23 protein-coding genes are annotated in these 21,299 nt (G+C 70.7%); 21 read left to right on the forward strand and 2 right to left on the reverse strand.

Translation table 11 applies throughout. The annotated features are described in order from the left end of the window. Window positions 1-86 precede the first annotated feature (86 nt). The 13 genes from map to glmM all read left to right on the forward strand — a co-directional run bounded on the left by map (window position 87) and on the right by glmM (window position 11,058). Entirely contained in the window at window positions 87-938 is an 852-nt protein-coding gene (gene map, locus AB8A24_RS22950) for a type I methionyl aminopeptidase (protein WP_161289540.1), read from the forward strand. A 138-nt stretch (window positions 939-1,076) separates the two neighbouring features. After that, window positions 1,077-1,298: a translation initiation factor IF-1 gene (infA, locus tag AB8A24_RS22955; RefSeq protein WP_003956442.1), complete on the forward strand. Its 222-nt coding sequence runs from the start codon at window positions 1,077-1,079 to the stop codon at window positions 1,296-1,298. Window positions 1,299-1,371: 73 nt separating this feature from the next. Beyond that, complete coding sequence (rpmJ, locus tag AB8A24_RS22960; protein ID WP_003956441.1) at window positions 1,372-1,485, forward strand: 50S ribosomal protein L36; 114 nt, start codon at window positions 1,372-1,374, stop codon at window positions 1,483-1,485. A gap of 200 nt (window positions 1,486-1,685) precedes the next feature. Next, a complete protein-coding gene (gene rpsM / locus AB8A24_RS22965) occupies window positions 1,686-2,066 on the forward strand; it encodes a 30S ribosomal protein S13 (RefSeq protein WP_007265919.1) in 381 nt (126 codons plus the stop codon). Window positions 2,067-2,120: 54 nt separating this feature from the next. Further along, complete coding sequence (gene rpsK, locus AB8A24_RS22970; protein WP_003956432.1) at window positions 2,121-2,525, forward strand: 30S ribosomal protein S11; 405 nt, start codon at window positions 2,121-2,123, stop codon at window positions 2,523-2,525. Window positions 2,526-2,676: 151 nt separating this feature from the next. Then, on the forward strand, window positions 2,677-3,699 hold the full coding sequence (locus AB8A24_RS22975; RefSeq protein WP_008739666.1) for a DNA-directed RNA polymerase subunit alpha: 1,023 nt from the start codon (window positions 2,677-2,679) through the stop codon (window positions 3,697-3,699). Window positions 3,700-3,840: 141 nt separating this feature from the next. Continuing rightward, a complete protein-coding gene (gene rplQ, locus AB8A24_RS22980; RefSeq protein ID WP_030154710.1) occupies window positions 3,841-4,302 on the forward strand; it encodes a 50S ribosomal protein L17 in 462 nt (153 codons plus the stop codon). A gap of 99 nt (window positions 4,303-4,401) precedes the next feature. Beyond that, a complete protein-coding gene (truA, locus tag AB8A24_RS22985) occupies window positions 4,402-5,253 on the forward strand; it encodes a tRNA pseudouridine(38-40) synthase TruA (RefSeq protein WP_328962057.1) in 852 nt (283 codons plus the stop codon). Window positions 5,254-5,310: 57 nt separating this feature from the next. Continuing rightward, window positions 5,311-6,939, forward strand: coding sequence for an ABC-F family ATP-binding cassette domain-containing protein (locus AB8A24_RS22990; RefSeq protein ID WP_369477406.1), 1,629 nt, complete (start codon window positions 5,311-5,313; stop codon window positions 6,937-6,939). 74 nt (window positions 6,940-7,013) lie between these two features. Beyond that, window positions 7,014-8,324 (forward strand): glycosyltransferase family 87 protein, encoded by a 1,311-nt coding sequence (locus tag AB8A24_RS22995; RefSeq protein ID WP_369477408.1) that lies wholly within the window; start codon window positions 7,014-7,016, stop codon window positions 8,322-8,324. A gap of 232 nt (window positions 8,325-8,556) precedes the next feature. Further along, window positions 8,557-9,000, forward strand: a complete 444-nt coding sequence (gene rplM, locus AB8A24_RS23000; protein WP_030725911.1) for a 50S ribosomal protein L13 — start codon at window positions 8,557-8,559, stop codon at window positions 8,998-9,000. Between the two features lie 42 nt (window positions 9,001-9,042). Beyond that, on the forward strand, window positions 9,043-9,564 hold the full coding sequence (gene rpsI, locus AB8A24_RS23005) for a 30S ribosomal protein S9 (protein ID WP_266381411.1): 522 nt from the start codon (window positions 9,043-9,045) through the stop codon (window positions 9,562-9,564). A 135-nt stretch (window positions 9,565-9,699) separates the two neighbouring features. Continuing rightward, window positions 9,700-11,058 carry a phosphoglucosamine mutase gene (gene glmM / locus AB8A24_RS23010; RefSeq protein WP_328962055.1) on the forward strand — a complete coding sequence of 453 codons (1,359 nt, stop codon included), beginning with the start codon at window positions 9,700-9,702 and terminating at the stop codon, window positions 11,056-11,058. 6 nt (window positions 11,059-11,064) lie between these two features. Here glmM and AB8A24_RS23015 read toward each other — a convergent pair whose 3' ends face one another. Together AB8A24_RS23015 and coaA are read right to left on the reverse strand one after the other, a co-directional pair. Next, complete coding sequence (locus AB8A24_RS23015) at window positions 11,065-12,036, reverse strand: DUF389 domain-containing protein (RefSeq protein WP_328962054.1); 972 nt, start codon at window positions 12,034-12,036, stop codon at window positions 11,065-11,067. Between the two features lie 23 nt (window positions 12,037-12,059). After that, complete coding sequence (gene coaA / locus AB8A24_RS23020; RefSeq protein WP_030725900.1) at window positions 12,060-13,109, reverse strand: type I pantothenate kinase; 1,050 nt, start codon at window positions 13,107-13,109, stop codon at window positions 12,060-12,062. Window positions 13,110-13,408: 299 nt separating this feature from the next. Here coaA and AB8A24_RS23025 point away from each other — a divergent pair, with 299 nt between their 5' ends. The 8 genes from AB8A24_RS23025 to AB8A24_RS23060 all read left to right on the forward strand — a co-directional run bounded on the left by AB8A24_RS23025 (window position 13,409) and on the right by AB8A24_RS23060 (window position 21,270). Continuing rightward, window positions 13,409-14,182, forward strand: coding sequence for a hypothetical protein (locus AB8A24_RS23025; RefSeq protein WP_369477412.1), 774 nt, complete (start codon window positions 13,409-13,411; stop codon window positions 14,180-14,182). A gap of 107 nt (window positions 14,183-14,289) precedes the next feature. Further along, on the forward strand, window positions 14,290-16,137 hold the full coding sequence (glmS, locus tag AB8A24_RS23030) for a glutamine--fructose-6-phosphate transaminase (isomerizing) (protein WP_266381394.1): 1,848 nt from the start codon (window positions 14,290-14,292) through the stop codon (window positions 16,135-16,137). A 21-nt stretch (window positions 16,138-16,158) separates the two neighbouring features. Further along, on the forward strand, window positions 16,159-16,527 hold the full coding sequence (locus AB8A24_RS23035) for a holo-ACP synthase (protein WP_328962051.1): 369 nt from the start codon (window positions 16,159-16,161) through the stop codon (window positions 16,525-16,527). 9 nt (window positions 16,528-16,536) lie between these two features. Then, window positions 16,537-17,946, forward strand: a complete 1,410-nt coding sequence (locus AB8A24_RS23040; protein WP_369477415.1) for an NAD(P)H-hydrate dehydratase — start codon at window positions 16,537-16,539, stop codon at window positions 17,944-17,946. A gap of 165 nt (window positions 17,947-18,111) precedes the next feature. Then, window positions 18,112-19,248, forward strand: coding sequence for an alanine racemase (gene alr / locus AB8A24_RS23045; protein ID WP_369477417.1), 1,137 nt, complete (start codon window positions 18,112-18,114; stop codon window positions 19,246-19,248). A gap of 19 nt (window positions 19,249-19,267) precedes the next feature. Further along, window positions 19,268-20,452 (forward strand): alpha/beta hydrolase, encoded by a 1,185-nt coding sequence (locus AB8A24_RS23050; protein ID WP_328962048.1) that lies wholly within the window; start codon window positions 19,268-19,270, stop codon window positions 20,450-20,452. Continuing rightward, window positions 20,403-20,969, forward strand: coding sequence for a tRNA (adenosine(37)-N6)-threonylcarbamoyltransferase complex ATPase subunit type 1 TsaE (gene tsaE, locus AB8A24_RS23055; protein ID WP_328962047.1), 567 nt, complete (start codon window positions 20,403-20,405; stop codon window positions 20,967-20,969). Before AB8A24_RS23050 ends, tsaE begins: the two co-directional genes overlap by 50 nt. A gap of 115 nt (window positions 20,970-21,084) precedes the next feature. Then, window positions 21,085-21,270: a hypothetical protein gene (locus AB8A24_RS23060; RefSeq protein ID WP_369477420.1), complete on the forward strand. Its 186-nt coding sequence runs from the start codon at window positions 21,085-21,087 to the stop codon at window positions 21,268-21,270. The last annotated feature ends 29 nt before the right edge of the window (window positions 21,271-21,299 follow it).

The raw sequence follows: 21,299 nt of genomic DNA on the forward strand, positions 1-21,299 counted from the left end.
GTACGGCCGCGGTGTCCCCAGGGCATCGCGGCCGTACTGTTGAGAAGACCTGAACAACGCAGATCCGAAGGTGGAAGGCATTTCCCATGGTCCAGATCAAGACCCCCGAGCAGATCGCGAAGATGCGCGAGGCAGGGCTGGTCGTCGCCGCGATCCACGCTGCGACCCGTGAGGCGGCCGTGCCGGGCGCCACGACGCGGGATCTGGACATGGTGGCCCGCAAGGTCATCGCCGACGCCGGTGCCAAGTCGAACTTCCTCGGCTACGGCGGCTTCCCCGCGACGATCTGCACCTCGGTGAACGAGGTCGTCGTCCACGGCATCCCGGACGACAAGACGGTCCTCAAGGACGGCGACATCATCTCGATCGACGCCGGCGCGATCGTCGACGGCTGGCACGGCGACGCCGCGTACACCGCCTTCGTCGGCACCGGGCACGCCCCTGAGCTCGTGGAGCTGTCCCGGGTGACCGAGGAGTCCATGTGGGCCGGTATCGCCGCCATGAAGCTCGGCAACCGCCTCGTGGACATCTCCAAGGCGATCGAGACGTACATCAAGCGCCAGCCCCGCCCGTCCACCGGTGAGCACAGCCTCGGCAAGTTCGGGATCATCGAGGACTACGGCGGCCACGGCATCGGGACCGAGATGCACATGGATCCCCACCTGCTGAACTACGTCTCGCGCAAGCGGGGCAAGGGGATCAAGCTCGTGCCGGGCATCTGCCTGGCGATCGAGCCCATGGTCTCCCTGGGCACCGCCCAGACGGAGGTCCTTTCGGACGACTGGACGGTCATCACGACGGACGGCACCTGGTCCTCGCACTGGGAACACTCCATCGCACTGACGGAGGCCGGGCCCATCGTCCTGACCAGCCCGGACTGCGGCAAGGCGAAGCTGGCGGAGTACGGAGTCACCACGGCTCCGGACCCCCTCGGTTAATGATCTAGACTCTGGGGCAAACTTTCCGGATTCGTCTTTCTGGGTGCCCTGACGTAGACTGACTCGTCGGCTCTCGTGCACTTCCATGCCTGCATGGCGCACTGAGCCGATCAAGGTAGCCGATTCGAAAGGCGAAGCGTGGCCAAGAAGCAAGGTGCCATCGAAATCGAGGGCACCGTGATCGAGTCCCTCCCGAACGCGATGTTCAAGGTGGAACTCCAGAACGGTCACAAGGTCCTCGCGCACATCAGCGGCAAGATGCGTATGCACTACATCCGCATCCTCCCGGATGACCGGGTCGTTGTGGAGCTGTCTCCGTACGACCTGACGCGTGGCCGGATCGTCTACCGATACAAGTAGATCTTGCTCTCACTCCTGCCTGGGCATCCGTCCCGGTGCGGGTGGTGGCACTGACCCGGAGAACCTCACCAACATGAAGGTCAAGCCGAGCGTCAAGAAGATCTGCGACAAGTGCAAGGTGATCCGCCGTCACGGCCGGGTCATGGTCATCTGCGACAACCTGCGCCACAAGCAGCGCCAGGGCTGACGCACGCCGACCGACCTGCCTTCCGCAGTTCTTCGCGCGACGTAAGAAAACGTACATACGCAGAACCCGCCCAGCCCTGTACGGGGCCGGCGGTACCTCCGGCGGGGGCCGGGGACCCGGGCGTACCATCACCCACTTTCGGGTGGTCGGCGGTCGGGGTCGGTTCTGCTGAAGACCCCCGAACACACAGGAGCCATTGAATGGCACGCGTTTCCGGTGTTGACATCCCGCGCGAAAAGCGCGTGGAGATCGCACTCACCTACGTCTTCGGTATCGGGCGCACCCGGTCCAAGGAGATCCTCGCCTCCACCGGCGTGAACCCGAACACCCGCGTTCGTGACCTGGCCGAAGAGGACCTCGTCAAGATCCGCGAGTACGTGGACGCCAACCTCCGTACCGAGGGTGACCTCCGCCGCGAGATCCAGGGCGACATCCGCCGCAAGATCGAGATCCAGTGCTACCAGGGCATCCGCCACCGTCGTGGCCTGCCGGTGCACGGTCAGCGCACCAGCACCAACGCGCGTACCCGCAAGGGCCCGCGTCGCGCGATCGCCGGTAAGAAGAAGCCGGGCAAGAAGTAGTCCTGTTCAGCGGTCTTGCGCTGTAGGACCGACCACCTCCCGTAGGAGATTTAGATGCCCCCCAAGGGTCGTCAGGGCGCTGCCAAGAAGGTGCGCCGCAAGGAAAAGAAGAACGTCGCTCACGGGCACGCCCACATCAAGAGCACGTTCAACAACACCATCGTTTCGATCACCGACCCCTCGGGCAACGTGATCTCCTGGGCCTCCGCCGGCCACGTCGGCTTCAAGGGCTCGCGCAAGTCCACCCCCTTCGCCGCGCAGATGGCCGCCGAGTCGGCCGCCCGTCGCGCGCAGGAGCACGGCATGCGCAAGGTTGACGTCTTCGTGAAGGGTCCGGGCTCCGGCCGCGAGACCGCGATCCGCTCCCTCCAGGCCACCGGCCTCGAGGTCGGCTCGATCCAGGACGTCACCCCCACCCCGCACAACGGCTGCCGCCCGCCGAAGCGCCGCCGCGTCTGACGCAGCGGACGCACCTGTGCGTTCTTGAGTGTCCGGGCGGTACGACCCCTTCGGGGGACGTGCCGCCCGTACCCTTGCAGTAGCCGTACCCCTGGTACGGCATCCCGTCGGGCGTCAAATAGTGGGCGTCCACGAATGAAGGAACACAGACATGCTTATCGCTCAGCGTCCTTCGCTGACCGAAGAGGTCGTCGACGAGTACCGCTCGCGGTTCGTGATCGAGCCGCTGGAGCCGGGCTTCGGTTACACCCTCGGCAACTCCCTGCGCCGTACCCTCCTGTCCTCCATCCCGGGTGCCGCTGTCACCAGCATCCGCGTGGACGGCGTCCTGCACGAGTTCACCACCGTGCCGGGCGTCAAGGAAGACGTCACCGACATCATCCTCAACATCAAGCAGCTGGTCGTCTCCTCGGAGCACGACGAGCCGGTCGTGATGTACCTGCGCAAGCAGGGTCCCGGCCTGGTCACCGCTGCCGACATCGCGCCCCCGGCCGGTGTCGAGGTGCACAACCCGGACCTGGTCCTCGCCACGCTCAACGGCAAGGGCAAGCTGGAGATGGAGCTGACCGTCGAGCGCGGTCGCGGCTACGTCTCCGCCGTCCAGAACAAGCAGCTGGGCCAGGAGATCGGCCGCATCCCGATCGACTCCATCTACAGCCCGGTCCTCAAGGTCACCTACAAGGTCGAGGCGACCCGAGTCGAGCAGCGCACCGACTTCGACAAGCTGATCGTCGACGTCGAGACCAAGCAGGCCATGCGCCCGCGTGACGCCATGGCGTCCGCCGGTAAGACCCTGGTCGAGCTGTTCGGTCTGGCGCGCGAGCTCAACATCGACGCCGAGGGCATCGACATGGGCCCGTCCCCCACGGACGCCGCCCTGGCCGCCGATCTGGCGCTGCCGATCGAGGAGCTCGAGCTCACGGTCCGCTCGTACAACTGCCTCAAGCGCGAGGGCATCCACTCCGTGGGTGAGCTCGTCGCCCGCTCCGAGGCCGACCTGCTCGACATCCGCAACTTCGGTGCGAAGTCGATCGACGAGGTCAAGGCGAAGCTGGCCGGCATGGGCCTGGCCCTCAAGGACAGCCCGCCCGGATTCGACCCGACCGCCGCCGCCGACGCCTTCGGCGCCGACGACGACGCGGACGCCGGTTTCGTCGAGACCGAGCAGTACTGATCCATCCCGCCGCCGGCGGCCGAGGTCCGCGGACCGTGGTCGCCGGCCGGGCTTGGAACCAAGACTTTCCCGCGGCATCCGCCTCGGGGGAACTGACACCGGTACCTGACACGGCCGGTGCAGATATGAAGGAGTAACACCATGCCGCGTCCCGCAAAGGGTGCCCGTCTGGGCGGTTCCGCCGCGCACGAGAAGCACCTCCTCGCGAACCTCGCGAAGGCGCTCTTCGAGCACGGCCGCATCACCACCACCGAGGCCAAGGCCCGTCGCCTGCGTCCCTACGCCGAGCGTCTGGTCACCAAGGCCAAGAAGGGCGACATCCACAACCGTCGCCTGGTGCTGCAGACGATCACGGACAAGAGCATCGTGCACACGCTGTTCACCGAGATCGCCCCGCGCTACGAGAACCGCCCCGGTGGTTACACGCGCATCACCAAGATCGGCAACCGTCGTGGCGACAACGCCCCGATGGCCGTGATCGAGCTGGTCGAGGCCCTTACGGTCGCCCAGCAGGCCACCGGTGAGGCCGAGGCCGCCACCAAGCGCGCGGTCAAGGAGGCGGAGGCTGTCGAGACCCCCGCCGAGGAGACCAAGGAGGCCTGATCCCTCGGGATCACGCTTGCTTGAACGGCTCTGAACGGGCCCGCCCCCTTCCGGGGCGGGCCCGTTCTGCATATGGGTGCTTCTGAGAGGATCGGTCACGTGAGTGACGAGGTGGAACCCGGGCACGTCCGGGTGCGGCTGGACCTGAGCTACGACGGCAAGGACTTCTCCGGCTGGGCGAAGCAGCGCGTGCTGCGGACCGTCCAGGGCGAGCTGGAGTCGGCCCTGCGGACCGTGATGCGGCTGTCCGAGCCGGTCGAGCTGACCGTGGCCGGGCGGACCGACGCGGGGGTGCACGCCCGCGGGCAGGTCGCACAGTTCGACCTCGCCGAGGAGGTCTGGGCCGAGCACCACGACAAGCTGCTGCGCCGCCTCGCCGGCCGGCTGCCGCACGACGTACGGGTGTGGAAGGTCGCCGAGGCCCCCGAGGGCTTCAACGCGCGGTTCTCCGCGATCTGGCGCCGCTACGCCTACCGCGTCGGTGACCACCAGGGCGGCGTCGACCCGCTGCGCCGCGGGCACGTGCTGTGGCACCAGTGGCCGCTCGACGTGGACGCCATGAACGAGGCCGCGGCCCCGCTGCTCGGCGAGCACGACTTCGCCGCGTACTGCAAGAAGCGCGAGGGCGCCACGACCATCCGGACCCTCCAGCAGCTCAGCTGGGAGCGCGCCGAGGACGGGATCATCACCGCGACCGTCCGCGCCGACGCCTTCTGCCACAACATGGTCCGCTCGCTGGTGGGCGCGCTGCTGCACGTCGGCGACGGGCACCGGCCCACCGACTGGCCCGGCAAGGTGCTCGCGGCCGGCGTACGGGACTCCTCGGTGCACGTGGTCAAGCCGCACGGCCTGACCCTGGAGGAGGTCGGCTACCCGGCGGACGAGCTGCTGGCCGCCCGCAGCAAGGAAGCGCGCAACATGCGGACCCTGCCGGGCGCCGGCTGCTGCTGACCGCCCCCGCGGGCGTACGGCTAATCCGTTTGGGCGGATCGGCGCCGGACCGGGACAATGCCCGGCATGGGACATCTCGAAGCCAGCCACATGGAGTACTACCTTCCCGACGGGCGGGTACTGCTCCCTGACGTCTCCTTCCGCGTGGGGGAGGGGTCGGTCGCCGCGCTCGTCGGGGCGAACGGGGCCGGCAAGACCACCCTGCTGAAGATGATCTCCGGCGAGCTCCAGCCGCACGGCGGCGGCATCACCGTCTCCGGCGGCCTCGGCGTGATGTCGCAGTTCGTGGGCTCGGTGCGGGACGAGACGACCGTACGGGACCTGCTGGTCTCGGTGGCCCAGCCGCGCATCCGGGAGGCCGCGAAGGCCGTGGACCGCGCCGAGCAGCTGATCCTGACGGTGGACGACGAGGCCGCCCAGATGGCCTACGCGCAGGCGCTGAGCGACTGGGCGGACGTCCAGGGGTACGAGGCGGAGACGCTGTGGGACGTCTGCACCATGGCCGCGCTGGCGATCCCGTACGACACCGCGCAGTTCCGCGAGGTGCGCACGCTGTCCGGCGGTGAGCAGAAGCGGCTCGTGCTGGAGGCGCTGCTGCGCGGGCCCGACGAGGTGCTGCTGCTCGACGAGCCGGACAACTATCTGGACGTCCCCGGCAAGCGCTGGCTGGAGGAGCAGCTGAAGGCCACCCGCAAGACGGTGCTCTTCGTCTCCCACGACCGGGAGCTGCTGACCCAGGCGGCCGAGAAGATCATCAGCCTGGAGGCGAGCCCGACGGGCTCCGACGTCTGGGTGCACGGCGCGGGCTTCGCCACGTACCACGACGCCCGCAAGGAGCGCTTCGCGCGCTTCGAGGAGCTCAAGCGGCGCTGGGACGAGGAGCACGCGCGGCTGAAGGCGCTGGTGCTGCGGCTGCGCAACCAGGCCGCGAGCAGCCCCGACATGGCCTCGCGGTACCGGGCGATGCAGACCCGCTTCCAGAAGTTCGAGGAGGCCGGCCCGCCGCCGGAGCCGCCGCGCGAGCAGGACATCAGGATGCGCCTCAAGGGCGGGCGGACCGGCGTGCGCGCCCTGACCGTGGAGAACCTGGAGCTGACCGGCCTGATGAAGCCCTTCTCCCTGGAGGTCTTCTACGGGGAGCGGGTCGCGGTCCTCGGCTCGAACGGCTCGGGCAAGTCGCACTTCCTGCGCCTGATGGCGGGCGAGGACGTCAAGCACACGGGTACGTGGAAGCTGGGCGCGCGGGTGGTTCCCGGCCATTTCGCGCAGACCCACGCGCACCCGGAGCTGTTCGGGCGGACCCTCGTCGACATCCTGTGGACGGAGGCGGCCAAGCCGCTGGGGCAGGCGATGGGCGCCCTGCGCCGGTACGAGCTGGAGCGCCAGGGCGACCAGCCGTTCGAGAAGCTCTCGGGCGGGCAGCAGGCGCGCTTCCAGATCCTGCTGTTGGAGCTGGCGGGCACCACGGCGCTGCTGCTGGACGAGCCGACGGACAACCTGGACCTGGAGTCGGCGGAGGCCCTGCAGGACGGTCTGGAGGCGTACGACGGCACTGTGCTGTGCGTCACGCACGACCGGTGGTTCGCGCGCACATTTGACCGTTACCTGGTCTTCGGTTCGGACGGTGTTGTGCGGGAGACTCAGGAACCCGTCTGGGACGAACGTAGAGTCGAACGCAAGCGCTAGGGGGGAGACCGACCGTCGACCCCTCGGTCGAGTGAGGGGCAGGCGTCGTGGGGCTGCGGCCTAGCATCTGGCTGATGAAGTGGGAGAACCAGGGCGTCAGGAACCGGGGCGCCGGGGACGGGGGCGACGGGGACGGGGCGACGGGGGTCGGGGGGACCGGCAGCAGGCTGATCGACTGGTTGCTGCAGCCGGCCGCCCGGTCCTGGCAGGTGGTCTCCCTCGCGGTGCTCCTCGGGATCGCCGTCTCCACGAGCCTGCGGGCGAACTGGGGCTCCGACAACGCGTTCGTGGTCAAGGCCGCGGAGACGTTGCTGGCGGGCGGGTCCCCGTACGAGGACAAGCGCTTCCTCTATCTGCCCAGTGCCGTGCTCATGGCGGTTCCGGAGGCCCTGCTGCCGCGTGAGGTGTTGCGGTGGGTGCTGCCGCTCGGGATGTCGGGGCTGCTGGGCGTCGGCTGGCTGGCCGCGCTGCGGATGTTCGCGGTGCCGCTGCGCTCGCGCCTCGCCGTCGGCGGTCTCGCGGTGTTCGCCCTCCTCTACAAGCCGTACATCAACCTCGTGCTGATCGGGAACTGGACCGCCATCTCGGCGGCCGCCCTGCCCGTGGCGCTGCTGCTCGCCCACCGGAGCAGGTGGGGGTCGGCCGGGCTGGTGGTGGGGCTCGCGATCGCGTGCAAGCCGATGCTGGTGCCCCTGGGGCTGCTCTTCCTGGTCGCCCGGCGGTGGCGCGCTCTGGCCGCGGCCGTGCTGGTGCCGCTGGGGTTCTCGCTGGCCGGCGCGCTGGTGATGCCGAGCCCGTCGCTGTTCTTCACCAAGACCCTGCCCTTCCTGCTCCACGGGCAGGACTCGTACGCGCTGCCGTGGGACGCCTCGCCGATCGCCGTGCTGCCACGGCTGGGCGTGCCCGCGTCGGTGGCGGTGCCGGTGGCCTTCGCCGGGGCCTGCGCGGGTCTGTGGGCGGCCTGGGTGCGGTGGCGGCGGGAGGACACCGACGGAGGTGAGCTGCGCCTGGTGGAGACGGCCTGCATGGTGATGCTCGCCGCATTCCTGGTGTCGCGGCCGTCCTTCGACCACTACCTGCTGGTGGTCCTGCCGCTGCTGATGGCCTCGGTGGTGCGGTCGGACTCGGCGGCGCGTTCGCCCTGGTTCTGGGCGGTGCTGGGGCCCCAGGTGGCGGGCGTTCCGTGGCCGTCCGAGCTGGAGGCCAAGCGGCGGGCGTTCAAGGACTGCGCCACCCTGTGCGGGCTCATGATCGTGCTGGCGTGTCGTGCGGTGCGCTCCGGGCGGGTTACTCTGGAGCTCGTAACAACTGCGGGGTCCCCACCCAGGACCGAACCGGAGTGCGCCGCGACGCCAGCAGAATCGGCATCGCGGACCGCGTTTTGACCCGTACGGGTCTGCTTGGGTATCCTGCTGGTTTGTTATGCGTATTGGCTTTCTCATTCTCACGTGAAAGGGCCTTGCGCCGGTCCACCGGACCGATGACCAGCAGTTCACACGGGTTGCGTCCCCGTTGTGAATGAGGGCTGTCGTGATCGTCCGTGGTGACCCTGTCAGGACCTTCCCGTTGGGGCTTGCGCCCTTGGGATACCACCACCGAAGAAGCGAAGGCATACGCGTGCGTACGTTCAGCCCCAAGCCCGGCGACATCTCGCGCCAGTGGCTCGTCATCGACGCCCAGGACGTTGTCCTCGGCCGTCTGGCGACCCAGGCCGCAGCTCTCCTGCGCGGCAAGCACAAGCCGACTTACGCCCCCCACATGGACATGGGCGACTTCGTCATCATCGTCAACGCCGACAAGGTTCACCTGTCCGGCAACAAGGCGTCGCAGAAGATGGCGTACCGCCACTCCGGCTACCCGGGCGGTCTCCGCTCCGTGCGCTACGACGACCTCCTGGCGAACAACCCGGAGAAGGCCGTCGAGAAGGCCATCAAGGGCATGCTCCCCAAGAACACCCTGGGCCGTCAGATGCTCTCGAAGCTGAAGGTCTACTCGGGCGATGTGCACCCCCACGCTGCTCAGCAGCCGGTGCCGTTCGAGATCACCCAGGTCGCGCAGTAGTTCCGGCCACCCCCTAAGACGTAGAAAATTCTGAGGAGCATCGTGGCCGAGACCACCGCCGAGACGACCCCCGTCGAAGAGTTCGAGGGCAACGTCGAGGAGTACACCACCGAGTCGGACGTCGTCGTCGAGGGCGACTACACCTCCGAGTCCCTTGCCGGCCGCTTCGGCGACCCCCAGCCGGCCGCCGGCCTGGGCCGTCGCAAGAACGCCATCGCCCGCGTCCGGATCGTTCCGGGCACCGGCAAGTGGAAGATCAACGCCCGCACCCTTGAGGACTACTTCCCCAACAAGGTGCACCAGCAGGAAGTCAACGAGCCCTTCAAGCTCCTCGAGCTCGACGGTCGCTACGACGTCATCGCCCGCATCTCGGGTGGCGGCGTGTCCGGCCAGGCCGGCGCCCTGCGCCTCGGCGTGGCCCGTGCGCTGAACGAGGCGGACGTGGACAACAACCGCCCGGCGCTGAAGAAGGCCGGCTTCCTCTCCCGCGACGACCGTGCGGTCGAGCGCAAGAAGGCCGGTCTCAAGAAGGCCCGTAAGGCTCCGCAGTACAGCAAGCGTTAATCTGCGCCTGCTGTTCTGCAACGAAACCGCCCCGGCAGCACTCTCTGTGCTGTCGGGGCGGTTCGTTTACCGCCACAAGCGGCAAATACCTGTCACAAGCGGTCATACGCGAAGCGGAAACTCGGGAGGACAACAGTGGGACGACTCTTCGGGACGGACGGTGTACGCGGCGTTGCCAACGCGGATCTGACGGCGGAGCTCGCGCTCGGCCTCTCCGTGGCGGCTGCCCACGTACTCGCCGAGGCGGGCACCTTCGAAGGCCACCGGGCGACCGCCGTGGTCGGCCGGGATCCCCGCGCCTCCGGCGAATTCCTGGAGGCCGCGGTCGTGGCCGGCCTCGCGAGCGCGGGCGTGGACGTCCTGCGCGTCGGTGTGCTGCCCACCCCGGCGGTGGCGTATCTCACCGGTGCGCTGGGCGCCGACCTCGGCGTGATGCTCTCGGCCAGCCACAACGCCATGCCCGACAACGGCATCAAGTTCTTCGCGCGCGGCGGCCACAAGCTCGCCGACGAGCTGGAGGACCGCATCGAGTCGACCTACGAGCAGCACCGCACCGGCGCGCCCTGGGACCGACCCACCGGCTCCGGCGTCGGCCGCGTCTCCGACTACACCGAGGGCTTCGACCGGTACGTCGCCCACCTCATCGGTGTCCTCCCGAACCGCCTCGAAGGCCTGAAGGTCGTCCTGGACGAGGCCCACGGCGCGGCCGCGTACGTCTCGCCCGAGGCCTTCACCCGGGCCGGCGCGGAGATCGTCACGATCGGCGCCGAGCCCAACGGCCTCAACATCAACGACGGCTGCGGCTCCACCCACCTCGGCCTGCTCAAGGCGGCCGTGGTCGAGCACGGCGCCGACTTCGGCATCGCGCACGACGGCGACGCCGACCGCTGCCTGGCCGTGGACGCCTCCGGCGAGGAGATCGACGGCGACCAGATCCTCGCCGTGCTGGCCCTCGCCATGCGCGAGGCCGGCCAGCTGCGCGAGAACACCGTGGTCGGCACCGTGATGTCCAACCTGGGCTTCAAGCTGGCCATGGAGGGCGAGGGCATCCAGGTCGTGCAGACCGGGGTCGGCGACCGCTACGTGCTGGAGTCGATGAAGCAGAACGGCTACGCGCTCGGCGGCGAGCAGTCCGGCCACGTGATCATCCTCGACCACGCGACGACCGGCGACGGCACGCTGACCGGCCTGCTGCTCGCGGCGCGCGTCGCGGCCACCGGCAAGTCCCTCGCCGAGCTGGCGGGCGTCATGCAGCGGCTGCCGCAGGTGCTCGTCAACGTTCCCGACGTGGACAAGTCCCGCGTCACCACCTCCGCCGAGCTGGCGGCGGCGGTCGCCGACGCCGAGCGCGAGCTGGGCACCACGGGACGGGTGCTGCTGCGTTCGTCCGGCACGGAGCCGCTCGTACGGGTGATGGTCGAGGCCGCCGACATCGAGCAGGCCCGCTCGATCGCCGGCCGCCTCGCGGACGTCGTGAAGTCCGCGCTCGGCTAGGCCCTGCTAGAGCCCGCTGCCCGGCCTGTGTGGCGCACCCGGTTTCCGGATCATCCGGCTCTCCTGGGTGCGCCACAGCAGTTTCCAGCAGATGAGGGTGAGCGTCCCGGAGAGGATGATGCCGCCCAGGTTCACGGCCAGCTGCACGGCCGAGCCCCACATCTGGGAGAAGTCGCCGTAGCTGAGGGCCACCGCCGCGTTCGCGCCCGCCGGGACGGTGGTGACGGAGATCGCCACGCCCACCAGCGCACCGGCCTTCGCCGAGGTCAGCGACAGCATGCCGGCCACACCGGCGAGCAGCGCCACGACGAAGGAGAACGGGTCGGGCTGCCAGATGAAGCTGGTGTTCGGCCGGGGATTCTCCAGCATTCCCTCCTGGAACAACCCGAGCGCGTTCATCCCCAGACTGAAGACCGTCGTCGCCACGATCGCCGCCGTGAAGCCGATGAACAGCGCGAAGAGCGAGCGGCCGGCCAGCCTGCGACGGCGCTGCACCAGGCCGGTACAGATACCGGCGAGCGGGCCGAACTCCGGGCCGACCGCCATGGCGCCCACGATCAGGATCGCGTTGTCCAGGACCACACCGCAGGCCGCGATCATCGTCGCCACGATCATGAAGGCGGCGTAGGTGATCGTGAGGGTGGACTCCTCGTGCGTCGACTCGGCCAACTGCTCCCAGACCACGGCGTCGGCGGCCTCGCCCGGCGCTTCCTCCTCGGCGTCGTCGGCGCGTCTGGAGATGGACAGGTCGATGTTCTCCACGGCGATCGAGCCGGTCTGATCGATACCGAGGTGGCGCATCGCCTGCAGGAGCTCGTCCGCCGCCTCGCGGGCGACGTCGCACAGGACGAGATCGCCCTCGGGGTCGCGGGCGGCGCCGGGCAGCACGACCAGATGGGTGGTTCCGACCGTCCGGTCGATCAGCGCCACCACCTGCTCGGTGAGGTGATGGGGGGTGATCATCCGCAGATGCAGCATTTTCGCACCCTAGCGACTGCGCGCTAGAGCTTGCGGAGGCTCAGCTTCTGCACCTTGTGATCGGGCCCCTTGCGGACGACGAGGGTGGCCCGGCCGCGGGTGGGCGCCACGTTCTCCAGCAGGTTGGGGCGGTTGATCGTCCGCCACATCGTCTGCGCGTACTCCATGGCCTCCTCCTCGGAGACCTGGGTGTACTTGCGGAAGTACGAGAAGGGGTTCTGGAACGCGGTCGCGCGCAGCTTCCGGAACCGGTTCAGGTACCAGCGCTCGATGTCCTCGGGGCGGGCGTCCACGTACACGCTGAAGTCGAAGTAGTCGGCGAGGGCGACGCGGGTACGGCCGTCGGTACCGGGGAGGGCCGGCTGGAGCACGTTGAGGCCCTCGACGATGAGGATGTCCGGGCGGCGGACGACGAGCTCCTCACCGGGGACGATGTCGTAGATCAGGTGCGAGTAGACCGGGGCCCGGACCTCGTCCTTGCCGGCCTTGATGTCGGCGACGAAGCGGGTGAGCGCGCGGCGGTCGTAGGACTCCGGGAACCCCTTGCGGGAGGTCAGCCCACGCCGCTGGAGCTCCTTCATCGGGTACAGGAAGCCGTCGGTGGTGACCAGTTCCACGCGCGGGTGCTCGGGCCAGCGGGCCAGCAGGGCCTGCAGCAGGCGGGCCACGGTGGACTTGCCGACGGCGACCGAGCCGGCGACCCCTATGACGAAGGGGGTGCCCTGTTGGGCGCCGTGCCCGTTGCCCGCGTCGCCGAGGAAGGTGTTGAGGGTGCCGCGGAGGTTGCTGGTGGCGCCGACGTAGAGGTTGAGGAGCCGGGACAGCGGCAGGTAGACGTCGCGGACCTCGTCGAGGTCGATGACGTCGCCGAGGCCGCGCAGCCGCTCCACCTCGTCGGCGGTCAGCGGGAGCGGGGTCCGCTCCCGTAGCGCGCTCCACTCGGCGCGGGTGAGGTCGACGTAGGGCGAGGCCTCGGGGCCCCGGCGGTGTCCGGGGCGTGTGGGGTGCCCGTCCCGGCCGGTGCGCTCCGTTGCGTTGTCCGGCGTGTTGCTTCGTGGCGGCGAAGTGATCACACCGCCATTGTCGGGGCTCCGGGGCGGTTGTGGGTGGTGTGGTCGGTCACGTGCCGGACCACAGGGACGGCTACCGGACCAGGGCCCGGCCCGTGGGCGTGAGGTTGTACGCGCACTGGTTGCGATTGGAAATTCTTGGGGTCTCGTCCGGGTCACGATCGGCGGCGAACGCCGCCCCGGGCCACGCGGTGATCGATTGGCCCGTACATTGTTGATCATCGCAGCCATACCCACGCCCCCGCTTCGGGGGCGCGGTTCGGGCTGCCCTTTCGCAGCCGTCTCCATGGGGGAGTCTTCTCGTGCGCAACACTCTCGTCCGTCGTACCGTCCTGACCGCGTCCGCGGTGTCCCTGGCCCTGCTGGCGACCGCCTGCGGCTCCGACAAGAAGGACGACGCCAAGGCGGACGCCAAGCCGTCCGGGGCCTCCTCCGCTCCCGCCGCGACCAAGGGCAAGACGGACGCCGAGCTGGCGCCCCTCCTGCTGACCCAGGCCGAGGCCCCCAAGGACAGCCTCGTCAAGGCGCCCTCCGCGGACCAGCTCAAGAACCTCGCGGCCACCACCGACAAGGCCGAGTGCAAGCCGCTGGGCCAGGCCGCGTCGATGGAGCCCCAGGGCACCTCCACCGGTGTGGCCCGCACCCAGGTCGGCGGTACCTCCGGCAAGGCGGCCGACCCCAACGCCTCGGAGGCGGACAAGCTGAAGGCCGGCCTCGAGATGCTCACCGGCGCCACCGGCACCTCGGTGACCCTGACCTCCTACGACGGCAAGGGCGCCGAGGAGGCGTTCGCCGCCTTCAAGAAGGCGGGCACCGCCTGCGCGGGCGGGTACACGATGACGCAGGACGGCGAGACCCTCAAGGTCAACAAGGTCGTCGCGGGCGACGCCGTCACGGCCGGCGACGAGTCCGTCTCCTTCCTGGCGGACTTCGGTGACGCCGAGATGCCGATGGCCGGCCAGGTGGTCATGGTGCGCAAGGGCAACACCCTCGCCACGTTCTCGGTGCAGAACATGGGCGGCAAGCCGGTGCTCTCGAAGGAGATCGTCGAGGCGCAGGTCAAGAAGCTCGGCTGACGCCTGCCCGAAGACACGTCAACCCGCCCCGGCGCACGCGCCGGGGCGGCTTTTTCGTCTTGTTCCGCTACGGGGCGGACAGCCAACTACGGCGTACGCTGCGGCCTATGTGCGGAATTGTGGGTTACGTGGGAGCGCAGTCGGCGCTCGATGTGGTCATCGCCGGACTCAAGCGGCTGGAGTACCGCGGCTACGACTCGGCCGGGGTCGCCGTGCTCGCGGACGGCGGTCTGGCGGCCGTCAAGAAGGCCGGGAAGCTGGTCAATCTGGAGAAGGAGCTGGTCGGGCACCCGCTGCCGTCCGGTTCCACGGGGCTCGGGCACACCCGATGGGCGACCCACGGCGGCCCCACCGACGCCAACGCCCACCCGCACCTCGACAATTCGGGGCGCGTCGCCGTCGTGCACAACGGCATCATCGAGAACTTCGCCGCGCTGCGGGCCGAGCTGGCCGAGCGCGGACACCGCCTGGAGTCCGAGACGGACACCGAGGTCGTCGCGCACCTGCTGGCGGAGCAGTTCTCGGCCACCGGCGATCTCGCGGAAGCCATGCGGCAGGTGTGCCGGCGGCTGGAAGGCGCCTTCACCCTCGTCGCCGTGCACGCCGACGAGCCCGACGTGGTCGTCGGCGCCCGCCGGAACTCGCCCCTGGTGGTCGGCGTCGGAGAGGGCGAGAACTTCCTCGCCTCGGACGTGGCCGCGTTCATCGCCCACACCCGGTCCGCGATCGAGCTGGGGCAGGACCAGGTCGTCGAGCTCCGCCGCGAGGGCGTCACGGTGACCAACTTCGACGGCACCGCCGCGACCGTGCGGGCGTACCACGTGGACTGGGACGCCTCGGCGGCCGAGAAGGGCGGCTACGACTACTTCATGCTCAAGGAGATCGCCGAGCAGCCGAAGGCCGTCGCCGACACCCTCCTGGGCCGGATCGACGCGAGCGGCTCGCTGACCCTGGACGAGGTACGCATCCCCGTCTCGGTGCTCAGGGAGGTCGACAAGGTCGTGATCGTGGCGTGCGGTACGGCGTACCACGCGGGCATGATCGCGAAGCTGGCCATCGAGCACTGGACCCGCATCCCGTGCGAGACGGAGCTGGCGAGCGAGTTCCGCTACCGCGACCCGATCCTGGACCAGCGGACGCTGGTCGTCGCGATCTCGCAGTCCGGCGAGACCATGGACACCCTGATGGCGCTGCGCCACGCGCGCGAGCAGGGCGCCAAGGTGCTGGCCATCTGCAACACGAACGGGTCGACGATCCCGCGCGAGTCGGACGCCGTGCTCTACACGCACGCCGGTCCCGAGGTGGCCGTCGCCTCGACGAAGGCCTTCCTGACCCAGCTGGTGGCCTGCTACCTGGTCGCGCTCTACCTCGGCCAGGTCCGGGGTACGAAGTGGGGCGACGAGATCGAGGCCGTCATCCGCGAACTGTCGGACATCGCCGCGGCCGTGGACACGGTCCTGGAGACCATGGAGCCGGTACGGGAACTCGCGCGCTCCCTCGCCGACAAGAACACCGTGCTGTTCCTGGGCCGGCACGTCGGATACCCGGTGGCGCTGGAGGGCGCGCTCAAGCTTAAGGAGCTGGCGTACATGCACGCCGAGGGCTTCGCGGCGGGCGAGCTCAAGCACGGGCCGATCGCGCTGATCGAGAAGGACCTGCCGGTGGTGGTGGTCGTGCCGTCGCCGCGCGGCCGGTCTGTGCTCCACGACAAGATCGTCTCGAACATCCAGGAGATCCGGGCGCGCGGGGCGCGGACCATCGTGATCGCGGAGGAGGGCGACGAGGCGGTCGTCCCGTACGCCGACCACCTGATCCGGATCCCGGCGACGCCGACGCTGCTCCAGCCGCTGGTGGCGACGGTTCCGCTGCAGGTGTTCGCGTGCGAGCTGGCGACGGCGCGCGGCAACGAAGTGGATCAGCCGCGTAACCTCGCCAAGTCGGTGACCGTGGAGTAGTAGGCGGCTGGAGTTGTCGTTGTGATTATCGGCGTCGGGATCGACGTAGCGGAGATCGAGCGGTTCGGCGCGGCACTGGAGCGCACCCCGAACCTGGCCGGGCGGCTGTTCGTCGACGCCGAGTTGACGCTGCCGAGCGGCGAGCGGCGCGGGGTCGCCTCGCTCGCCGCGCGGTTCGCCGCCAAGGAGGCCCTCGCCAAGGCGCTGGGCGCGCCCGCCGGGCTGCTGTGGACCGACGCCGAGGTGTACGTCGAGGACAGCGGACAGCCCCGGCTGCGGGTGTCCGGGACGGTCGAGGCGCGGGCGCTGGAGCTGGGCGTCAAGTCCTGGCACATCTCGCTCAGCCACGACGCCGGTGTCGCCTCCGCCGTGGTGATCGCAGAAGGGTAGGGGCAGTCCGTGCGTACTGCTTACAGCATGGAGACCGTACGGGCCGCCGAGCGGGAGCTGATGGCCCGGCTGCCCGAAGGCGCCCTGATGCAGCGGGCGGCGGCCGGCCTCGCCGCCGCCTGCGCCGGGCTGCTGCGGCGGGCCCGGGGCGGGGTGTACGGGGCCCGGGTCGTGCTGCTCGTCGGCCCCGGGGACAACGGCGGCGACGCGCTGTACGCGGGCGCCCGGCTGGCCCGGCGCGGGGCCGGGGTGACGGCCGTGCCGATGGACCCCGAGCGGATGCACCCGGGCGGGCTGGCCGCGCTGCGGGCCGCCGGGGGACGGGTGGAACGGGCCGTACCGCAGCGGGCGGACCTCGTACTGGACGGGCTGCTCGGGATCGGCGGCAAGGGCGGGCTGCGCCCGGCGGCCGCGACCCTGGTGGAGCGGATCCCGCCGGGGGTCCCCGTGGTCGCGGTGGACCTGCCGAGCGGGGTGGACGCGGACACCGGGGAGGTGGCGGGGCCGGCCGTGACCGCCGAGGTGACGGTGACCTTCGGGGCGTACAAGCCCGGCCTGCTGATCGACCCCGGGGCCTCGCGGGCGGGCGCGGTGCACCTCGTGGACATCGGGCTGGAACTCCCGTCGCCGCAGGTGCAGGCGCTGCAGCACGCGGATGTGGCGGGGCTGCTGCCGGAGCCGACGGCGACGAGCGACAAGTACCGGCGGGGTGTGGTCGGGATCGTCGCCGGGTCCGCCCAGTACCCCGGCGCGGCGGTGCTCGCCGTGGCGGGAGCGCTGCGCGGCGGCGCGGGTGCGGTGCGGTACGTGGGGCCGGCGGCCGTCCAGGAGGCGGTGCTCGCCCGCTACCCCGAGACGCTGATCGGGCCCGGCCGGGTGCAGGCGTGGGTGGTCGGCCCGGGGCTGGGTGCGGGGCGCGCGGGGGAGGTCGCGGAACTGCTGGCGGGGGACACGGCGGTGCTGGTCGACGCGGACGGGCTGCGCGGACTGGACCCGGCGGCGCTGCGGGCCCGGACGGCCCCCACCCTGCTGACCCCGCACGCGGGGGAGGCGGCCGCGCTGCTGGGGGTGGAGCGGAAGGCGGTGGAGGCGGGCCGGCTGGACGCGGTAAGGACGCTGGCGCGGCGGTACGGGGTGGCCGTGCTGCTGAAGGGCTCGACGACACTGGTCGCCTCCGGCGGGGAGACCGCCGTTCGGGTGAACCCGACGGGCACCCCGTGGCTGGCCACCGCGGGCAGCGGTGACGTGCTGTCCGGGCTGGCCGGGTCGCTCCTGGCCGGCGGGCTGTCCGGGGCCGACGCGGGCGCGGTGGGCGCGTACCTCCACGGCCTGGCGGCGCGCCGCGTCGGTGGCCCCCTGCTGGCCCACCAGGTCGCCGAAGCCCTCCCGGAAGCCTGGCGCGACACCCGCCACCCCTGACCCCGCCGGGGCCGCGCGCCTCACAGACCGGGGCTCCGCCCGGGACCCCGCGCCTCAACGCCGGCGGGGCTGAATCGCCGGCCGCGCCGACCAGCCGGACGACATGCGCCCCCGGTACGCCCAGCCCCCGCAGGGCCCGGCGGGGGTTCTGAGAGACTGACCCCGATGAACGAGACAGCGACGCGCGTGTACGCCGAGATCGATCTTGACGCCGTACGGGCGAACGTGCGCGCACTGCGCGAGCGGGCGCCCCGAGCCGAGTTGATGGCCGTGGTCAAGGCGAATGCCTATGGGCACGGGGCCCTGGAGTGCGCCAAGGCCGCCCAGGAGGCCGGAGCCACCTGGCTCGGTACCGCCACGCCCGACGAGGCCCTCGCGCTCCGCGCCGCCGGGATCCAGGGGCGCCTGATGTGCTGGCTCTGGACCCCGGGCGGGCCCTGGCGGGAGGCCGTCGAGGCCGACATCGACGTCTCCGTCAGCGGAATGTGGGCCCTCGACGAGGTGCGCGGGGCCGCCCGTGCGGCCGGCCGCACCGCGCGCATCCAGCTCAAGGCCGACACCGGCCTCGGCCGCAACGGCTGCCAGCCCGCCGACTGGGAGGCGCTGGTCGCAGCGGCCGTCGCCGCCCAGGCCGAGGGAACCGTCCAGGTCACCGGCGTCTGGTCGCACTTCGCCTGCGCCGACGAGCCCGGGCACCCCTCGATCCAGCTCCAGCTGGCCGCCTTCCGCGACATGCTCGCGTACGCCGAGAAGGAGGGCGTCGAGCCCGAGGTCCGGCACATCGCCAACTCGCCGGCCACCCTCACCCTGCCCGAGTCGCACTTCGACCTGGTGCGCTGCGGGTTGGCCGTCTACGGGGTCTCGCCCGCCCCCGAGCTCGGCACCCCGGCCCAGCTGGGCCTGCGGCCCGCGATGACCCTCAAGGCCTCCCTCGCGCTGGTCAAGACGGTCCCCGCCGGGCACGGGGTGAGCTACGGCCACCACTACGTCACCGACGCCGAGACGAACCTCGCGCTGATCCCGGCCGGCTACGCCGACGGCATCCCGCGGCAGGCCTCCGGCCTCGGCCAGGTGCTCGTCGGCGGCAAGATCCGCCAGGTCGCCGGGCGCGTCGCGATGGACCAGTTCGTGGTCGACTTGGGAGAGGACCACGCCCGCGCGGGTGACCAGGCCGTCATCTTCGGGGACGCGGAGCGCGGTGAACCGACCGCCGAGGACTGGGCACGAGCGGCGCACACGATCGCGTATGAGATCGTCACCCGTATCGGTGCACGTGTACCCCGGGTGTACCTGGGCGGCTGAGCGGAGTGAGGGCGGCGGCGTGAGCGAGAACTGGCGCAAGGCCGGCTGGGCAGGCGCCGCCATCGGCGTGATAGCCGCGGGCGCGGCGGCCGGTGTCGCGGTCGAACGGATCACCGTCGGGCGCGGCATGCGGATGAAGGCACGCCTCGCCCTCGACGCGGCCGGGGACTACGGGTCCCTGCGCGGTGCCGAGGGGATCTGCCGGGCCGAGGACGCCACCGAGCTCTACTACGAGGTCGACGAGCTCCCCGAGGACGGCAAGCGGCGGCGGCTGCGGCGCAAGGCCGAACCCCAGGCCACCGTCGTCTTCTGTCACGGCTACTGCCTCGGCCAGGACTCCTGGCACTTCCAGCGGGCCGCCCTGCGCGGCGTGGTCCGCGCGGTCTACTGGGACCAGCGCAGCCACGGCCGCAGCGCCCGCGGCCTCGCCCAGGCCGACGGCGAGCCGGTGAGCATCGACCAGCTCGGCCGGGACCTCAAGGCCGTCATCGACGCGACCGCCCCCGAGGGGCCGCTGATCCTGGTGGGTCACTCGATGGGCGGAATGACCATCATGGGATTCGCGGAGCAGTACCCCGAGCTCGTCCGCGACCGCGTCGTCGGAGTCGCCCTGGTCGGCACGTCCAGCGGCCGGCTCGACGAGGTGACCTACGGGCTTCCGGCCGTCGGCATGGGGGCCGTGCGCCGGCTCCTGCCGGGCGTGCTCAAGGCGCTCGGCTCGCAGGTGGAGCTGGTGGAGAAGGGCCGGCGGGCCACCGCGGACCTCTTCGCCGGAATGATCAAGATGTACTCGTTCGGCTCCCGGGACGTGGACCCGGGCGTCGCGCGGTTCGCGGAGCGGCTGATCGAGGCCACGCCCATCGACGTGGTCGCCGAGTTCTACCCGGCCTTCCAGACCCACGACAAGACCTCCGCGCTCCAACTGTTCGCGGACCTTCCGGTCACGGTCATCGCCGGGGACACGGACATGATCACCCCGGCCGCGCACAGCGTCGCCATCAAGGAGGCGCTCCCCGGCGCCGACCTCGTGGTCCTGGAGTCCACCGGGCACCTGATGATGCTGGAACGCCCGGAGACCGTGACGCGGCTGCTCACCGAGCTGCTGGTGCGCACCGGGGCGGCGGCCGTCCCCGCAGCGACTAACGTTGGCGGGCATGGAAGAAGTACCGCTGGAAGCACAGCGCAGCCAGGCGCCGGCACCTGAGGCCGCGGCCGGCGCGGAGACCCGGATCACCATCGACTCCCCGGACGCCATGCAGGAGTTGGGCCGCGGGATCGCCGCCCTGCTGCGCCCCGGCGACCTCGTCCTGCTGACCGGCGAGCTGGGCGCGGGCAAGACGACGCTCACCCGGGGCCTCGGCGAGGGCCTGGGCGTGCGCGGGGCCGTCACCTCGCCGACCTTCGTGATCGCCCGTGTGCACCCCTCGCTGACCGGCGGACCGGCGCTGGTGCACGTGGACGCGTACCGCCTGGGCGGCGGGCTGGACGAGATGGAGGACCTGGACCTCGACGTCTCGCTGCCCGAGTCCGTGGTCGTCGTGGAATGGGGCGACGGCAAGGTGGAGGAGCTCTCCGACGACCGGCTGCACGTGGTGATCGCGCGGGCGGTCGGCCACGAGGAGGTCCTGGACGACGTACGGGAGGTCGTGGTGCGCGGGGTCGGGGAGCGCTGGAGCGCCGGCGCCGGACTCGACGCCCTGGCCGGGGCCCTCTCGGAGTAAACGTACCGACAACTCGTCGGCAAGATATTGCGCTGTCGGCGGCCCTCGTGGTGACATGGTACCGAGAGTTTCTTAGGTATGCCTAAGTACGGTGTCCCGGGTCCAGGAGGCAGCCATGTCGGCACCAGCAGGAGCACATCGCGAACCCCGCCCGTCCACCGTCTCCATGTGGACGCTCCTCGCCGCCGGCGTGGCCGCCACCGCCGTCTCGACGCCACCCGCGCGGGAGTACGGCACCGGCCCCGCCGGGCCGGTGGACACCGCACACGAAGAGGCCGCTCCGGAGTCCGAAGCGGCCTGAGGGGCGTCCTGGGGGTGTCCGCGGGCGTC

Source organism: Streptomyces sp. BF23-19 (assembly GCF_041106355.1).
GTDB classification, from domain to species: domain Bacteria; phylum Actinomycetota; class Actinomycetes; order Streptomycetales; family Streptomycetaceae; genus Streptomyces; species Streptomyces virginiae_A.